We start from the raw sequence: 15,697 nt of genomic DNA on the forward strand, positions 1-15,697 counted from the left end.
CTGCTCCTGAGAAAAGACTTATTCTCCTTGCGCACCGTTTGTAGTCACTCTTCGAATGTGGTTATCTTCAAAATTGTTTTGACGAGCTTTCTCTACTTTATCATTTAAAAGTTTCTTTTGGTCTACCTCTGATGAAGGTGTCTGCTTATCTTTGGACATTGGTGTTCCTCCTTTGTTAAGACATTACCTACCTTCTTAATTTGCGGTCCTTTAAAAAAATAATCATAAAACATTAAATTGTGAATAAATGGACTTAAAGTAATTAGAGTATGGGGTGAAGATGGAATTCCGGCAAGCAGCTGTCTTTTTCGTTGATCAACTAACGGGGCAGGTTACTGGAAGAAGGATTGTTGAATATAACTACCGAATATTTAAATGGAACGATGAGGACTATGAGCTTCTAATTAATGATAGTTAAGAATGAGAGATGAAAATATGAATACTCCAATTTTGTTTTATAAAATAAATCAAGGTAAAGATGACCCTGTTGATTATATAAATTGGGCGTTAAAGATGTTGGAAAGTAATAATGAATCGTTTTCTTTGAACATACTTTCATCTCTAAGAGAACCACTCAATATTTTTGAGGTTGAAGATTATTTTAAAAGTGCGTTAAGGGAATTAAAAATACAAGAACCTACTTTTGAAGAGTGTGCTGAATATTACATTCAGCACTTAGCAAAAAGGATACTTCAAGAAGAAAATAGAGCAATTGATTTAGCTTATAATATTTATGAAATAGTTCGTGAACTTTATAATTGCGATGGTCTAGAAGAATGGTACAACATTAGTGAAATGATAGATGATTTTCGATATGGAGATAATATTTCAAACTTAAGTAAGGTTGCTTTAATTGTAACCATAGAGAAAGAAGTCAAAAAGCTGTTAAAGAGGAATAGAAACTAACTTCCTTCTCGAAATAACGGTTGCGATTCTTCAAGAATGGAGAATCGCTTTTCTTATTCGATTAAAAGGGTGGGTTAGGTAAATGAGGAAATGGTTTCCATTACATTGAAATACATTGTATTTAGCTGAGATTGGAGTGTTTACAATAATTAAATTCTTTGAATATAACTGGCAGGTAAGAGATGAGTGGTTTGACTGGTGCAAACAATTAACAATTGAGGAATTGTTAATGAATCGTAAGGGTGGAGTAGGAAATATTTTATATACACTTTTCCATATAATTGATGTGGAATATAGTTGGATTCGTGGTATTCAGGGGAAAGAGGATGTAGTATTTCAGTTTGCTGATTATAATACACTTGAAAAGGTTAAATCTCTTTCAGATAAATTACGTATTGAAATAGTTGAATTTTTAAGAACAAATTTAGATGACATTAAGGAACAGAGTGTCAGTGTTCCTTGGGATGAAGAAAAATACACTGTGGATGAAATACTTCACCATCTTATTGCACATGAGATTCATCATATCGGCCAACTTTCGGTTTGGTCGAGAGAAGTGGAACTACAACCTGTATCCTCTAATTTCGTTGGTAGAGAGTTTAAAGCTGTCCATTTTTATTAAACAAACGGGGCAGTATTGAAATAATACTGCGTTTTTAAACAACATCTGCTGCTTGTACTTTCTTTCTTTATGAAAAAATGTACTAAAGGTCAGATTAGCTAAAAAACAGACTTTCAGTGCACATGCTTTTCCACTTAATTGGAAAAATAAAAGTATGGAGGTATGTATAAATGTCTAATCCTTTTGAGGCAGCTTGGAACGCTTTAAAAATATCAATAGATACAACGAATGAACCTAAATCACCCTTTGGTAGAAGAGTTCATACGTTACGAAGAAATGAGATTAAACACAACAACTGATGATGAAGTAAAGGAAATGCTGAAAGACTTGATTCGAATATGTGAAACTCAAGTGAAAAACCTAAGTAAGTTTATGAGAAGTGAGGGGATTCCGTTATCGGATGTAACATCATCCAATCCAGACTCTCAGCCCAATCATATTCCTTTAGCTGTAAAGTTAACGGATAATGAGCTGGCCAATGGAGTAGCCTTCAAGATTGTTACATGTTTACAAGCTTGTTCGAAAGGTCAAGCTGATTCTGTTCGTAGTGATGTAGGGATTATGTGGTTACAATACTACTTAGAATGGTCAATGTTTGGAAATACATTAAAAACACTAATGCGTAAGCGAGGATGGTTAAAGGTACCTCCATATTACTATCCTCCAGGTGCACCATAAAGACGATACTTAACTATCATTTTAAAATAAGCTGGAAAACCTATTATGAATTCTATAGGGAGGACCCGGATGAAAGACAAAGAGCAGGAAACTAGCGAAGGACTAAATCAGATATTTGAAATAATAAATGCCAAAGGCGATGTTGGGGAAATCAATGAAATTCTGAAAAGTGGAAGTTCTGATTCTGGAACGGAAAACTCCACTCCTAATTCCTAAGACCACTGAAATAAAAGACTGACGACAAACTTAAAATACATGAGTTTGTCGACAGTCTTATCGAGCAATGGCGCTATTTTTTCCTCCATCTTAATAACGGTTTTGAAATAATCGGCGTCAACACACCTGCAAGAATCGCTTCAGTCAATCCATTAGTGGCCACTATGGTCAGAAGCGCAGGCAAAAGCTGCTCCATGTCCAACTTCAAAAAGTTCGCATATGGCTCCCCATAAAATAAATAAATGAATCCAAGCACTAAGACCGTATTTGTTAAAGAACCCAGCACACCGGCAACACTCATTCTTACTGTTTCATTGAGCTTTCCACTGAGTAATCGATGGAATACATATGCAGCAACCACACCAATTAAGATTCGAGGCAAAATAGATACAAGCGGGTTCGTGAAAACAATGGGGGCAATTACGCTTGTCGGAGCGACAAATGCCCTGATGAACGTGATGATTCCCCAAATGCCGCCTACAATGGCTCCTTCCTTCGTTCCGAGGACGATTGCTGCAGTAATGACCGTTACCTGAATAATCGTCAAGCTAAGCGGTCCCATCGGAATATACCCTAAAAACGGAATGGTCGTTTGAATAATGATGATGGCAGAAAGCATTCCTAATAGGACCATACGGAATGTCTTATTTTTTTTGTTCATGAATAAGCTCCTTCTATTCTTTAGTAGGCTTCATAAAATCTATTTTGCCACGTAAGACTTATTAAGACAACGATTGTCCATATATCTCTTTTGTTGAGAGTACTTCATCTGCGAAAATAAAAGCATGTATAACGCTAACCAAAATATAAAAGGGTACTAGACATTTATAAGTCTACATACCCTAAATCCAGTATATTATTGAGCTAGTTTTTAACAGATTCTATTAAAAGCCTTCCTAGTGAAAATTCGGGTACCTTACCAACTGCGCACTCACGAACTTACAAAGCAATTTTTCTTAAGTAGCCTTCTCCGATTCCTGATAAATAGTTAATTAGCAATTTTGTATCGTTTCTAAATGGCAAGATGTTAAGAACATGAAGGAAACTTTCCTCCTTTCCTATCTTTTCTATACATTCTATCAATCTTTCAATGGAAAACGTATGACCCGTTATGGGAGAGATTAAGATGGTTTCCTTATAAATACCACGAGTTTCTAAATATCCTTTCAACATATAATCACGCTCCGAATATAATGATAATTTTTATTATTTCCAGATTGATAGATTTTTATACATCAGGTGCTTTCTTGAAGAAGGATTATTTTCTAATAGTGGAGAATAGACATCTATTAAGGGGTGAGAAAATGGTAACTAATAATGATCATGTTAGTTCAAAAATGATTCCATTCAGTCTGATAGAGCAAAAGGAAGAAACCAATCATCTAGTTATTGTCTTACCTGGGGCTGGTTACACCACACAGGCTCCACTGTTACGATTTACAACGGGCGTATTCTACAATAAAGGTTTCGATGTATTACATATTAACTATACATATAATAGGCAGGAATTATCTGAACTCAGTGAAGAGGATTTCACTAGAGGGGTACAACTTGTCATTGACCATGCAATAAAGAACAAGAACTATAGTAATTATTATGTGGTGGCTAAATCAATTGGTACAATCGCTTTAAGTTATCTGTTAAAACATACGATGTTTAAGGAAGCGAAAGTAGTATGGTTGACCCCATTACTACAAAGAGATGATGTATTTCACGCAATGGTTCATAGTGATCATAAGGGACTTTGTATAATGGGAGAGAAAGATCATTGTTTCATTGTGGAGCGTTTTGAAAGATTGAAAGATAATCCTAATCTCAGATTCAAAGTAGTTGATGGTGGAAATCACAGTTTAGAGCTTGATGAAGATCCAATAAAATCTATTGAACTATTGAAAAATGTAATGATTGAAATTAGTGAGTTTTAAAAACTAACGAGTTTCCTTTTAAACGGAAACTCGTTCTTGTTATATGATCTAATGAATATTGTGCTTTCTAAAATTTCCGCCCTTCACTTCAGCTACGTCATATACAGTCACAAAGGCATTTTCATCGATTTCATTAATAATTTCCTTTAGCTTCGTTTCTTCTAAGCGGTTGATCACACAGGTGATTTCTTTAAATTTTTCGTTCGAAAATCCACCGTAAGCTTCTTTGTATGTCGCACCTCGACCCAAACGGTCACGAATAGTCTCGATCATGATTTCAGGTTGGGTTGTAATAATTTGAAAGGTTTTAGAACCACTTAAACCTTCTTCAACAATATGAATTACTTTAGATGCTATGTAATAAGCAATGGCTGATAGGAAAGCCCCTTGCAACCCAAAGACCGTTGAAACAAAAATAAACACAAAAATGTTTAAGAATAGAATGAGGTCACTCGTTCCAAATGGCAATTTTCGTGAAAGTAAAACCGCAAGCATATCAATTCCATCCAGTGCACCACCATTTCGTAGTGCTAATCCCATTCCAAATCCAAGAATAATTCCACCAACAACTGTTACTAACAAGGTATCTCCCTCAATGATTGCTGGGGTGTGATGCATAAAAATGGTACCAACGGCAAGTGATGCAATGCCTAAAATAGATAATAAGGCAAAGCTTTTTCCGATTTGCTTATATCCTAACCAGACAAAAGGGATGTTAAGGATGGCAATTAGTACACCTAGTGGTAAACCGAAAAGCTGTGAACCAACAATACTAACGCCCGTCACTCCTCCATCTGATACACTGTTTGGAATCAATACGGCTTCTAATCCATATGCTGCGATCAATCCTCCAAGTATGACCATTAGTGCTTGTAATACCTTTTTAAATTTGAACTTCTTTTGTTTTTCCATTGATTTCATCATCATATTCCTCACTTTAAGACATTTGTTATATAAGTTTACCATAAAAAAGTGGTTTAATTATTCCTAGAGCTACCTTAAGAATTAGCTTACTAGCATGAAATAATGTATTATGTTATTTAATATAGGGACTTATTAAATAACTTTAATAAGTTATGTGATAGATACTTGAACTTAAAAAATTCGTGAAATGATGTTCAACAGCAAATAAATGATGTTGAGGGATAAAGCTATGAAATTATTAACGCTAAATTGTCATTCTTGGCAGGAAGATAATCAATACGAGAAAATCATGCATTTGGTCGAAACGATAAAAGAGAATTCCTATGATGTTATTGCATTACAAGAGGTAAACCAGACGGTCGAAGAAGAAGTTGTATATGGAAAAATAAAAAAAGATAATTTTGCTTTAGTCTTAATAAACGAACTAAAAAAACTAGGGGAAGATCAATACTCACTTGTTTGGAGATTTTCCCATTTGTATAAAAACTTTGAAGAAGGTTTGGCCATCATAACAAAACATCCTGTGATAGAAGAACATTCTTTCTATGCCTCAAATTGCTTGGATTCAACTAATTGGAAGACAAGAAAGATTGTTGGTGCCACCATTCAATACGATGATAAACCACTTTCTTTTTATTCTTGTCATATGGGCTGGTGGCATGATGAAGAAGAACCCTTCAAAAATCAGGCAGATAACCTTTTTAAATATGCAAATATGGATAAAATGGCTTTTTTTATGGGTGACTTTAATAACGATGCCTTCGTTGATGGGGAAGGCTATGAATATTTACTCAGTCATGGACTGATTGACACCTATCATCTTGCAGTGAATAAAGATGAGGGTGTGACGGTAGAAGGTGAAATTGCTGGATGGGAAGGCAATGTTTTGAAAAAAAGGATTGACTTAATTCTCACCAATCACAAAGTTCCCGTGATTTCCTCAAATGTAATTTTTAATAACAAAAATAAATCAGTCGTATCTGATCATTATGGAGTAGAAATAAAATTAAATATGATTTGATAGGGGAGTGGAATATGGAAAATAACGTTTTTGAAGAGATGGCAAAAAGATATGATACAGAAGAAAGGATGGCATTAGCTAAAGTTATTGTTAATGAAGTAAGACCCGAATTACAAAATAGTAAATCAAAATCATTAATAGACTATGGAAGTGGTACGGGTCTGGTTAGTTTAGAATTAGCAGATTTAGTGGACTCTATCTTGTTAGTCGATTCATCAGAACAAATGTTGGAAGTTGCAAAAGCTAAAATTTCTCACAAAGGAATAGCTAACGCAAAAGTCCTTTATTCAGATTTTACCCAAGACACTCCTGAACTTAAGGCAGACATCGTGTTACTATCCCTAGTCCTTCTGCATATTCCGGATACTAAAAAGATTTTACAAGAATTGTTCACTATTTTAAATCATGATGGAAAGCTAATAATCATTGATTTTGACAAAAATGATAAAATAAATCATCCGAAAGTACATAACGGTTTTTCACATGATGAACTGATAAAAAGTTTAGCTGAAGTGGGCTTTAAATCAACAAGCATTAAGACATTCCATCATGGAAATCGTATTTTTATGAAGCAAGATGCGTCGATGTTTATATCTAGTAGTATAAAGTGATTTCCCATAATCTATAAAAAGGAACCAGTCATACCAAGGGTTTTTCCTTGTTGATGGGACTGGTTCTTTGTGGAACAACTAACGGATTTATACAAATTATCTATTATTATTAATAAATAAGAGGTTTAATTCTCTTGAATAGGGGTATAGTTCTAATTGTATGACAACGAATATGGGATGGGATGTTAAGCGCGTTATAATATCATTTGATTTAAAAATTAACCTGAACAATTATCTTTTTTATCAATCATGTTGCTTAATATCTCATTTCGGGTTCATAAGTATAAAAGGACACATAAACTAGCGTGAGAATTCTCACGCTAGTTTTCATTTTAGGGTAAATTCCATCAAGTCATGCCGATACCCCCTAGGATTCGGACTATCGAGAGAAAAATGCATCAAGGCCAGTTCGGGTAGTCCCAGGAATTGGACAACTAAGTACGAATCCCATTAAGTCTTGTCTAAATAGTCTCTGGAATTGGACTATTAAGTTCCAAAACTATCAAGACCAGTCTAAAACCCCGCAGGAAAGGGACTCGCAAGGGCGAATTCCATCAAGACTTGTCTAAATGACCTCATGATTTGGACACTCAAATGTGAGTTCCAACAAGACCTGTCTGAATAACCGCTTGATTCGGACTCTCAAGTTCTAAAACTATCAAGACCAGTCTAAAACCCCGCAGGAAAGGGACTCGAAAGGGCTAATTCCATTAAGACTTGTCTAAATGACCTCATGATTTGGACACTCAAATGTGAGTTCCAACAAGACCTGTCTGAATAACCGCTTGATTCAGACTCTCAAGTTCTAAAACTATCAAGACCAGTCTAAAACCCCGCAGGAAAGGGACTCGCAAGGGCGGATTCCATCAAGACTTGTCTAAATGACCTCATGATTTGGACCCTCATATGTGAATTCTAACAAGACCTGTCTGAATAACCGCTTGATTCGATCTCTCAAGTTCTAAAACCCCCATGACCAGTCCAAACCCCGTAGGATCTCTACTCAAAAATATGGCGAGCTATCCTGTTTCATTTTTGAGTCTATAGCTAATTGTAGGATATGGCAAATGGTGGTTACACCTTGCTCTAATTGTTGTTCCTTCATATAAGAAAAGCTGATTCGTAAATGATGATTTTCTTGTTCGGTAGGGTAACAAGCTGATCCAGGTAAAAAAGTGATTTGCTCTTTCTTTGCTTCTAATAAGAGGTGGTCGGTATGAATCCAGGAAGGAAGAGTAATCCATACGTTTAATCCTCCTTTTGGTATGAACCAAGAAACTTCTTCAGGTGCATGTTGCGTCAGAATCTCTAGAACCAGGTCGCGCCTGATCTTAAGAGCAGTTCTTAATTTTTTTAGGTGATCCATCATTCTTTTGGAAGATATAAATGGAAGGATGGCTTTTTGTGTAAGTAACGGACTCCCTAAATCGGTGTTTGCCTTGGCAGCTAATAGACGTTTGAATATAGAACCAGAAGCAGTTAATATGCCAATTCTACAACCGGGAGCTAGTATTTTGCTTAATCCTTTCAGGTAAATGACATGACCGTCTTCGTCCAAACTTTTTATGGATGCTGGAGGCTTTCTATCAAAATAGATTTCACTACATGGATCATCCTCAATCACTAAACACTGCGTACTTTTAGCAATCTCAAGAAGTTGTCTGCGGCGTTTGGTGGGCATGACAGCACCAGTTGGATTATGAAACGTGGGCACCGTGTAAATGATTTTTGGTTTATATTTATCACACAAATTTTGAAGTAAATCGATTCTCATTCCATCGCTATCAACAGGAACGGTCAGAATGGTAGCCCCTCTCCCGCGAAACACATCAATCGCTCCTGGATAGGTGGGAGCTTCCATGACCACTACATCCCCTGGTCCAACAAAAGTACGAGCAACTAAGTCAATTCCTTGTTGCGAACCACTTGTAACTAAAATATTTTCAGGAGAAGTTGGCAAGTCCAGCCTCTGTAAATACTCCACCATCGCCTGCCTTAGCGCTTGATCTCCTTGGATTTCTCCATACTGTGAGAGAACTTTGGGATTTTCGGAAAACATCTTATGAATTTCTTGCTCTAAGTATCGGTTAGGTAGCAGTCCAGGGTCTATCATAGAAGAGGAAAGATGAATTCTTTCAGGGACTTGATGAAAACGAGCAAATTGAGACCTTGGTAAATAATCTTGAACGGAAAGTTGCCAATCGTATGAACAGGTGCTTTCTTTCCGTTCAGATTCTTGGACTTTTGTCTTTCTTATAAATGTACCTTTCCCTTGAACAGACGTGATATAACCCTCTTGGTCGAGCTTTTGATAGGCTTTTACTACAGTCACTAGACTTACCCCAAGCTGTTTGGAGAGCTCACGCACAGAAGGTAATTGTAATTCTTCTTCTACAAGTTCTGAACGAATATGATCGAGAATAGATTGGTATATTTGCTTTGTTATGGAAATGTCCGCATTCCGTTGAATCTCAATGTGCATGACTTGATCTCCTTTAAGTGTTATAAAAGGGTATTGAGTGTTATATACAAACAGATATAAACTATCCTTAATTTATTTAACACATTATAACACTGGAGGGAATGAGATGAAGTATTTTGTTGTTGATGCTTTTGCAGAAAAGGTTTTTGAAGGTAATCCAGCAGGAGTATGTATCATGAAAGATTGGATTTCAGATGAACTGATGCAGAAAATCGCCATCGAAAATAATTTATCAGAAACAGCTTTTGCCGTAAAAGAAGGTGCGCATTATCGACTGAGATGGTTTACACCTGGAGGCGAGATTAACCTTTGTGGGCACGCCACATTAGCAACGGCATTTATAATTTTTAATTATTATGAAATGCAATTAGAGAGTGTCAAATTTCATACCATCAGTGGAGAATTAACCGTCAATAAACAAGATGATTTATTTGAACTGGATTTCCCTTGTGTTCCTTCAGAACCCATCTCCATTACTGAGCAAATGATCAGTGCTTTAGGAATGGTGCCAAAAGAAGCGTACTTGAATAGGGATCTTATTTTTGTACTAGAATCCGAGGAAGATGTAAGAAAGGTCAGTCCTGACTTTGCCCAATTAGAAAGAATACCAGAAGGATTGGGTGTTTGTGTGACGGCAAAAGGCAACGAATTCGATTTTGTTTCCCGAGGTTTTTTTCCTAAGCTAAAAGTAAATGAAGATCCCGTCACAGGTTCCTTGCATTGTAGTTTAATTCCTTTTTGGGCTAATAGATTAGGAAAAAGAGAAATGGTAGCTAGACAATTATCAAGTAGAGGCGGTACGCTATATTGTAAACATGAGGATACTCGAGTAAAAATGTCTGGAAGAGCTGTTTTATATTCAGTGGCAGAGCTAATGATCGAGGAATAAAAATTGAAAAAGGGGTGAAGGCTTGAAACGTATTCATTATAGTTGGGTGATATTATTTATTGCGTTTTTTTCTATCATAACGGCAGGTATCATACGTTCCTCATCAGGAGTGTTCATCGTTCCTTTTGAAACGGACTTCGGTTGGGAACGATCAACCATCTCATTTGCATTTGCCATTAGCCTTCTTCTATACGGTATTTCAGGACCGTTCATGGCTGCTTTGATAGAGGTCCTCGGCTTAAAGAAAATGATGATTTTAGCCATGGTAACCTTATTAGGGGGGATTCTTCTCACTCTTTTCATGGAGAAACCTTGGCAGTTGGTTTTGATTTGGGGAATCATTATCGGTTTGGGTTCTGGTTTGTTCTTAACCGTTTTAAGTCCATACATTGCTAATCAATGGTTTGAAAAAAAGAGAGGACTTGCGCTAGGTATTTTAACAGCAAGCACAGCGACAGGACAATTAATTCTCCTGCCGTTGTTAGCAGTGATGGTAGAAAGCTATTCCTGGAAATGGGCGATGGGCCTTATTCTTTTCCTAAGCGTCGTTATGCTGGCTATCATTCTATTATTTATGAAAAATTCTCCACAGGAAGTGGGGCTTCTTCCATATGGGCAAGAAGAGGCTTCAGCGAAAAATAAGGTAGAACAAAAGAAAAACCCTATAACTATTGCCTTTCAAACTTTATTTGAAGCGGTAAAAGTAAAGGAATTTTGGTTGCTAGCAGGAAGCTTTTTTATCTGTGGTCTTTCCACTAGTGGATTGATTGGAACACATTTTATTTCCTATTGTATAGGCTTTGGTTTTACTGCTGTAACGGCAGCTTCTATGCTTTCGTTAATGGGTGTGTTTGATTTAATAGGAACCACTCTTTCCGGTTGGTTATCGGATCGATTTGATAATCGTTGGCTGTTGTTTTGGTATTACAGTTTAAGAGGAGCTTCACTTATGTTTCTACCGTTTGCTCTTTCGGATGGTTCCTATCTTTTTCTAATTATTTTCTCTGTGTTTTACGGATTAGATTGGATTGCTACTGTACCTCCAACGATTAATATTTCAAGGCAGATCTTTGGAATCGAGAAGAGTGTGGTGGTGTACGGATGGATCTTTGCAGCCCATCAATTAGGCTCAGCCGTAGCAGCAGGTGGAGCAGGATTAATATACAAAGTGTTCAACTCCTATTCATGGGCATTTGCTTTAGCAGGAATGTTTTGTATATTAGCTAGCTTATTCGTTATAGTGATAAAAAAGCAGCGTTTGGTAGTGACTGATGAGGCAGGTAAGGCATGTTAAAAAAGAAGGCGACTGAGTTCTCGGTTGCCTTCTTTATAAACAAGTGATCAAGTTCACTTCATTCTTGTTATGATTAATTATATTTAGTTATAATTAGTTATGTATAAAGTGGAAGGGACAACAATCATGAAAAAATGGAATTTATTTTACATATTTATGCTGTTCATGCTAATGGTGTCTGGATGTTCCACCAATGATCAAGCGAATGAGCTCGAGGAGGAAGTAGAGTTAACCGTTTCCGCAGCGGCAAGCTTACAAGAGGCCTTAAATGAAATTACGGAGAATTTCACAAAGGATCATCCCAATGTAAAAATAAACTATAATTTCGGAGCATCCGGAGCACTTCAACAACAAATCTCGCAAGGGGCACCCGTGGATCTATTCTTCTCAGCAGCAGAGGATAAATTTGATCAGCTAGTGGAAGAAGGGTTGATTGAGAAGGAAAATGGGGTTGATCTTGTGGGAAATGAAATCGTTCTGGTAGTACCAAAAGAAGCTACTCTTGGTATTAAGTCATTTGAAGATTTGACGAAAGCGGAGAGACTTTCAATTGGTACCCCGGAGTCTGTACCAGCAGGAAAGTATGCAAAGGAAACATTAGAGAAATTGAATATATGGACATCTGTAGAAGAGAATATTGTCTTTGCCAAGGATGTGCGTCAAGTGCTTACATATGTAGAGACGAACAATGTTGATGCAGGAATCGTCTATAAAACAGATGCATTGATTTCGGAAAAAGTAGAGATTGTTGCAATAGCAGTTGAAACTTCTCACGCACCAATTATTTATCCTTTGGGGGTCATTAAGAATAGTTCCCATGCAAAAGAGGCTCTAGAATTCTATGAATACCTTCAAAGCCCATCATCAATGGCAACGCTAGAAAAGTATGGATTTAAAGGGTTAAATTAGTATATGGCTACAGATTTTTGGTCACCGGTTAGACTTTCCATTGAGATTGCTACTGTATCCAGTGTAATAGTTGTTATTTTAGGCATCGTGTTTGGAAAAGTGATGGCACGCAAGAGATTCAAAGGGAAGGCGATGGTAGAGACAGTTTTTCTTTTGCCTTTAGTCCTTCCTCCTACGGTTGTCGGTTTTTTACTGATTGTTGGATTTGGAAGAAACAGCATGGTTGGGCAATGGATCGAGTGGATGTTTCACCAGCCTGTCATGTTTACCTGGTGGGCGGCGATTATTGCTGCTACTGTGGTTGCTTTTCCTCTGATGTACCAGTCTGCGAAAACAGGCTTTGAAGCGATTGATGAGGATATTGAGAATGCAGCGCGTGTCGATGGGGCAAATGAATTCAAATTATTTCTCCATGTTTCCACACCACTTGCAATAAAATCCATTTTATCTGGTGCGGTATTAAGTTTTGCCCGCGCATTAGGGGAGTTTGGTGCTACTTTAATGTTTGCTGGAAACATCCCAGGAAAAACCCAAACCATTGCAACGGCTATATATGTAGCGATTGATTCAGGAAATATGGAATTGGCTTGGTTATGGGTGTCGAGTATGATAGGCATATCCTTTTTCATGTTGATATTCGTCAATGTAATGAATCGGAGATAGAGTCATTCTTTTCACTAGAATTAAAGAAAGCACGCAAAACCCCTGTATTCAGGGAGTTTTACGTGCTTCTATTTATATATTAAGCACTATGCTCAGCAAAAGCATTCGTTTTCGTTACTTTAAGATCAAAACGATCAGCATTCATTACCTTCACCCATGCAGCAATAAAGTCATTAACAAATTTTTCTTTGTTATCTTCTTGCGCATACACTTCAGCAATCGCACGTAAAATGGAGTTTGAACCGAATACTAGGTCCACTCTAGTTGCAGTTCTTGCCACTTCACCTGTCTTACGATCACGTCCTTCATATACAATTCCGTCTACAGCTTTCCATTCTACACCCATGTCGAGTAAGTTCACGAAGAAGTCGTTCGTAAGTGTTCCTACACGATCAGTGAATACACCGTGATCCGTACCACCATGGTTCGTACCTAACACACGCATACCACCAATTAGAACCGTCATTTCTGGTGCTGTAAGGCCTAGAAGTTGTGCCTTGTCTACAAGAAGCTCTTCAGAAGTAACACTGTACTCTTTCTTCTGGTAGTTGCGGAAACCATCAGCAACAGGCTCTAGTACGTCAAAGCTTTCTGCATCCGTTTGTTCTTGTGTCGCATCACCACGACCTGGAGCAAACGGAACGGTTACATCAAAACCGGCTTCTTGTGCAGCTTTTTCTACTGCCGCAGAGCCACCTAGTACGATTAAGTCAGCAAGGCTAACTTTCTTCTCTAGATTGCTTTGAACTTCTTCAAGCACAGAAAGAACTCTTTGTAGTTGTTCCGGTTGGTTGACTTCCCAATCCTTTTGTGGAGTAAGACGAATGCGAGCGCCATTTGCGCCACCGCGATTGTCTGAGCCACGGAACGTACTAGCTGAAGCCCAAGCGGTTGTCACTAGCTCGCCAATGGTGAGTCCAGAGTCAAGGATCAATACCTTGATTTTCGCTACTTCTTCTTCCGTTAATTCATAATCAACCGCTGGTACAGGATCTTGCCAGATAAGATCTTCTTCTGGAACTTCTGGACCAAGGTATCTAGATTTAGGACCCATGTCACGGTGTAAAAGTTTGAACCATGCGCGAGCAAATGCATCAGCAAACTCATCAGGATTTGCATGGAAACGACGTGAAATCTTCTCATAAATAGGGTCAAAACGTAAGGCTAAATCTGATGTAAACATTACGGTCGGAACTTTCTTCGATGAATCTGCTGCATCTGGTGCAAGATCTTTTTCAGCAGGATCAACGGCCATCCACTGATATGCTCCAGCAGGGCTCTTCGTTAACCACCATTCATATCCAAACAATAAATCAAAGAAACCATTATCCCACTGCGTTGGATTCGCCGTCCAAGCACCTTCAAGACCACTAGAGATGGTATCTCCACCTTTACCACTACCATGAGTGCTTAACCAACCTAAGCCTTGTGCTTCAATAGGAGCCGCTTCCGGATCTGGACCAACTTGTGCAGCGTCTCCTGCTCCGTGAGCCTTACCGAAAGTATGACCACCAGCGATCAATGCAACAGTTTCTTCATCATTCATGCCCATACGAGCGAATGTTTCACGAATGTCACGAGCACTTGCAATCGGATCTGGCTTGCCATTTGGACCTTCTGGGTTTACATAGATCAGTCCCATTTGAACAGCAGCAAGTGGATTTTCAAGCTCGCGATCGCCTGTGTAACGGTTATCACCTAGCATTTCAGTTTCAGAACCCCAGTAGATGTCTTCTTCTGGATGCCAGATGTCTGCGCGTCCGCCACCAAAACCAAATGGCTTTAAGCCCATTGATTCAAGTGCAACGTTTCCTGTTAGAAGCAATAAGTCAGCCCAAGAAATCTTGTTACCATACTTTTGTTTAATTGGCCATAATAGTCTACGTGCTTTATCAATGTTTACGTTGTCAGCCCAGCTGTTTAGTGGAGCAAAACGCTGATTGCCTGTTCCACCGCCACCACGGCCGTCTCCCGAACGGTATGTACCAGCCGCGTGCCAAGACATACGAATAAACATTGGACCATAATGACCATAGTCAGCAGGCCACCAATCTTGGCTGTCTGTCATTAAGTTGCGAAGATCTTGCTTTAGAGCCTCGTAATCTAATTTTTGAAATTCTTCTGCATAATTAAAGTCTTCTCCTAGTGGATTAGATTTTTTGTCATGCTGACGAAGTATATTTAAGTTTAACTGATTTGGCCAAAAGTCTTTATTTGTTGTACCACTAGATTTAGGAGTAGTCGTGCTGCCATGGTTAAACGGGCATTTGCCGCCGTTTGTAGTGCTAAAACCTTCCATTATATAAATCTCTCCTTTTGTAATGTTTGTATTAGAATAATTACATCTATGAAAATATAATTATTACTTTATAGTTATTATAAAGTAAGATTCATTAAATTGAAAGAAATATCTCTTAAAGAATAAATTTTTTTTGAATTTCTATCATAATTAGCACGATTATCTATTTAATATATATGTATTTTTTCAAGCAAAAGAAGTCTTTTTTTAAAGAAGATTTGAAAGAATAATTGAGAATAACAGTGTATAGGGAGTTTT

The 15,697-nt window shown here is 37.7% G+C and carries 18 protein-coding genes; 12 read left to right on the top strand and 6 right to left on the bottom strand.

Annotated features, from left to right (window positions below; all coding sequences use genetic code 11):
* Positions 1–18 precede the first annotated feature (18 nt).
* Positions 19–159 carry a hypothetical protein gene (locus MKX65_RS02895; protein WP_169800445.1) on the bottom strand — a complete coding sequence of 47 codons (141 nt, stop codon included), beginning with the start codon at positions 157–159 and terminating at the stop codon, positions 19–21.
* Positions 160–280: 121 nt separating this feature from the next.
* On the opposite strand from MKX65_RS02895, the gene MKX65_RS02900 reads away from it, so the two are divergent.
* From MKX65_RS02900 to MKX65_RS02920, 5 genes are all read left to right on the top strand, one after another.
* A complete protein-coding gene (locus MKX65_RS02900) occupies positions 281–418 on the top strand; it encodes a hypothetical protein (protein WP_160549771.1) in 138 nt (45 codons plus the stop codon).
* Between the two features lie 17 nt (positions 419–435).
* Positions 436–906: a hypothetical protein gene (locus MKX65_RS02905; RefSeq protein WP_160549770.1), complete on the top strand. Its 471-nt coding sequence runs from the start codon at positions 436–438 to the stop codon at positions 904–906.
* Between the two features lie 145 nt (positions 907–1,051).
* The gene (locus MKX65_RS02910; RefSeq protein WP_340906142.1) at positions 1,052–1,528 is read left to right on the top strand and encodes a DinB family protein; all 477 of its coding nucleotides are present in this window, start codon (positions 1,052–1,054) and stop codon (positions 1,526–1,528) included.
* Between the two features lie 228 nt (positions 1,529–1,756).
* Positions 1,757–2,206 (top strand): DUF3231 family protein, encoded by a 450-nt coding sequence (locus MKX65_RS02915; RefSeq protein WP_340902219.1) that lies wholly within the window; start codon positions 1,757–1,759, stop codon positions 2,204–2,206.
* 69 nt (positions 2,207–2,275) lie between these two features.
* Positions 2,276–2,422, top strand: a complete 147-nt coding sequence (locus tag MKX65_RS02920; RefSeq protein ID WP_340902220.1) for a hypothetical protein — start codon at positions 2,276–2,278, stop codon at positions 2,420–2,422.
* A 73-nt stretch (positions 2,423–2,495) separates the two neighbouring features.
* Here MKX65_RS02920 and MKX65_RS02925 read toward each other — a convergent pair whose 3' ends face one another.
* Together MKX65_RS02925 and MKX65_RS02930 are read right to left on the bottom strand one after the other, a co-directional pair.
* Entirely contained in the window at positions 2,496–3,083 is a 588-nt protein-coding gene (locus MKX65_RS02925) for an ECF transporter S component (RefSeq protein ID WP_160549768.1), read from the bottom strand.
* Positions 3,084–3,361: 278 nt separating this feature from the next.
* On the bottom strand, positions 3,362–3,595 hold the full coding sequence (locus MKX65_RS02930; RefSeq protein WP_160549767.1) for a hypothetical protein: 234 nt from the start codon (positions 3,593–3,595) through the stop codon (positions 3,362–3,364).
* 131 nt (positions 3,596–3,726) lie between these two features.
* On the opposite strand from MKX65_RS02930, the gene MKX65_RS02935 reads away from it, so the two are divergent.
* Positions 3,727–4,347, top strand: a complete 621-nt coding sequence (locus MKX65_RS02935; RefSeq protein ID WP_160549766.1) for an alpha/beta hydrolase — start codon at positions 3,727–3,729, stop codon at positions 4,345–4,347.
* 48 nt (positions 4,348–4,395) lie between these two features.
* On the opposite strand, the gene MKX65_RS02940 is transcribed toward MKX65_RS02935, so the two are convergent.
* On the bottom strand, positions 4,396–5,268 hold the full coding sequence (locus tag MKX65_RS02940) for a YitT family protein (RefSeq protein WP_340906143.1): 873 nt from the start codon (positions 5,266–5,268) through the stop codon (positions 4,396–4,398).
* Positions 5,269–5,500: 232 nt separating this feature from the next.
* On the opposite strand from MKX65_RS02940, the gene MKX65_RS02945 reads away from it, so the two are divergent.
* Together MKX65_RS02945 and MKX65_RS02950 are read left to right on the top strand one after the other, a co-directional pair.
* On the top strand, positions 5,501–6,292 hold the full coding sequence (locus MKX65_RS02945; RefSeq protein ID WP_340902221.1) for an endonuclease/exonuclease/phosphatase family protein: 792 nt from the start codon (positions 5,501–5,503) through the stop codon (positions 6,290–6,292).
* A gap of 14 nt (positions 6,293–6,306) precedes the next feature.
* On the top strand, positions 6,307–6,903 hold the full coding sequence (locus MKX65_RS02950) for a methyltransferase domain-containing protein (protein WP_160549677.1): 597 nt from the start codon (positions 6,307–6,309) through the stop codon (positions 6,901–6,903).
* 1,003 nt (positions 6,904–7,906) lie between these two features.
* On the opposite strand, the gene pdxR is transcribed toward MKX65_RS02950, so the two are convergent.
* A complete protein-coding gene (gene pdxR, locus MKX65_RS02955; protein ID WP_340902225.1) occupies positions 7,907–9,385 on the bottom strand; it encodes a MocR-like pyridoxine biosynthesis transcription factor PdxR in 1,479 nt (492 codons plus the stop codon).
* Positions 9,386–9,491: 106 nt separating this feature from the next.
* Between pdxR and MKX65_RS02960 the strand changes: the two genes are divergently transcribed.
* The 4 genes from MKX65_RS02960 (at position 9,492) to modB (ending at position 13,140) form a co-directional block, all read left to right on the top strand.
* A complete protein-coding gene (locus MKX65_RS02960; RefSeq protein ID WP_340902229.1) occupies positions 9,492–10,274 on the top strand; it encodes a PhzF family phenazine biosynthesis protein in 783 nt (260 codons plus the stop codon).
* Between the two features lie 22 nt (positions 10,275–10,296).
* A complete protein-coding gene (locus tag MKX65_RS02965) occupies positions 10,297–11,568 on the top strand; it encodes an MFS transporter (protein WP_340902232.1) in 1,272 nt (423 codons plus the stop codon).
* 123 nt (positions 11,569–11,691) lie between these two features.
* Entirely contained in the window at positions 11,692–12,477 is a 786-nt protein-coding gene (modA, locus tag MKX65_RS02970) for a molybdate ABC transporter substrate-binding protein (protein ID WP_377057757.1), read from the top strand.
* A 3-nt stretch (positions 12,478–12,480) separates the two neighbouring features.
* Positions 12,481–13,140: a molybdate ABC transporter permease subunit gene (gene modB / locus MKX65_RS02975; RefSeq protein ID WP_340902237.1), complete on the top strand. Its 660-nt coding sequence runs from the start codon at positions 12,481–12,483 to the stop codon at positions 13,138–13,140.
* A gap of 79 nt (positions 13,141–13,219) precedes the next feature.
* Here the strand turns inward: modB and katG are convergent, their stop codons facing one another.
* Positions 13,220–15,439: a catalase/peroxidase HPI gene (gene katG / locus MKX65_RS02980; RefSeq protein ID WP_160549681.1), complete on the bottom strand. Its 2,220-nt coding sequence runs from the start codon at positions 15,437–15,439 to the stop codon at positions 13,220–13,222.
* Positions 15,440–15,697 lie beyond the last annotated feature (258 nt).

The sequence above is a fragment of the Robertmurraya sp. FSL R5-0851 genome (assembly GCF_038002965.1).
GTDB lineage: Bacteria > Bacillota > Bacilli > Bacillales > Cytobacillaceae > Robertmurraya_A > Robertmurraya_A beringensis.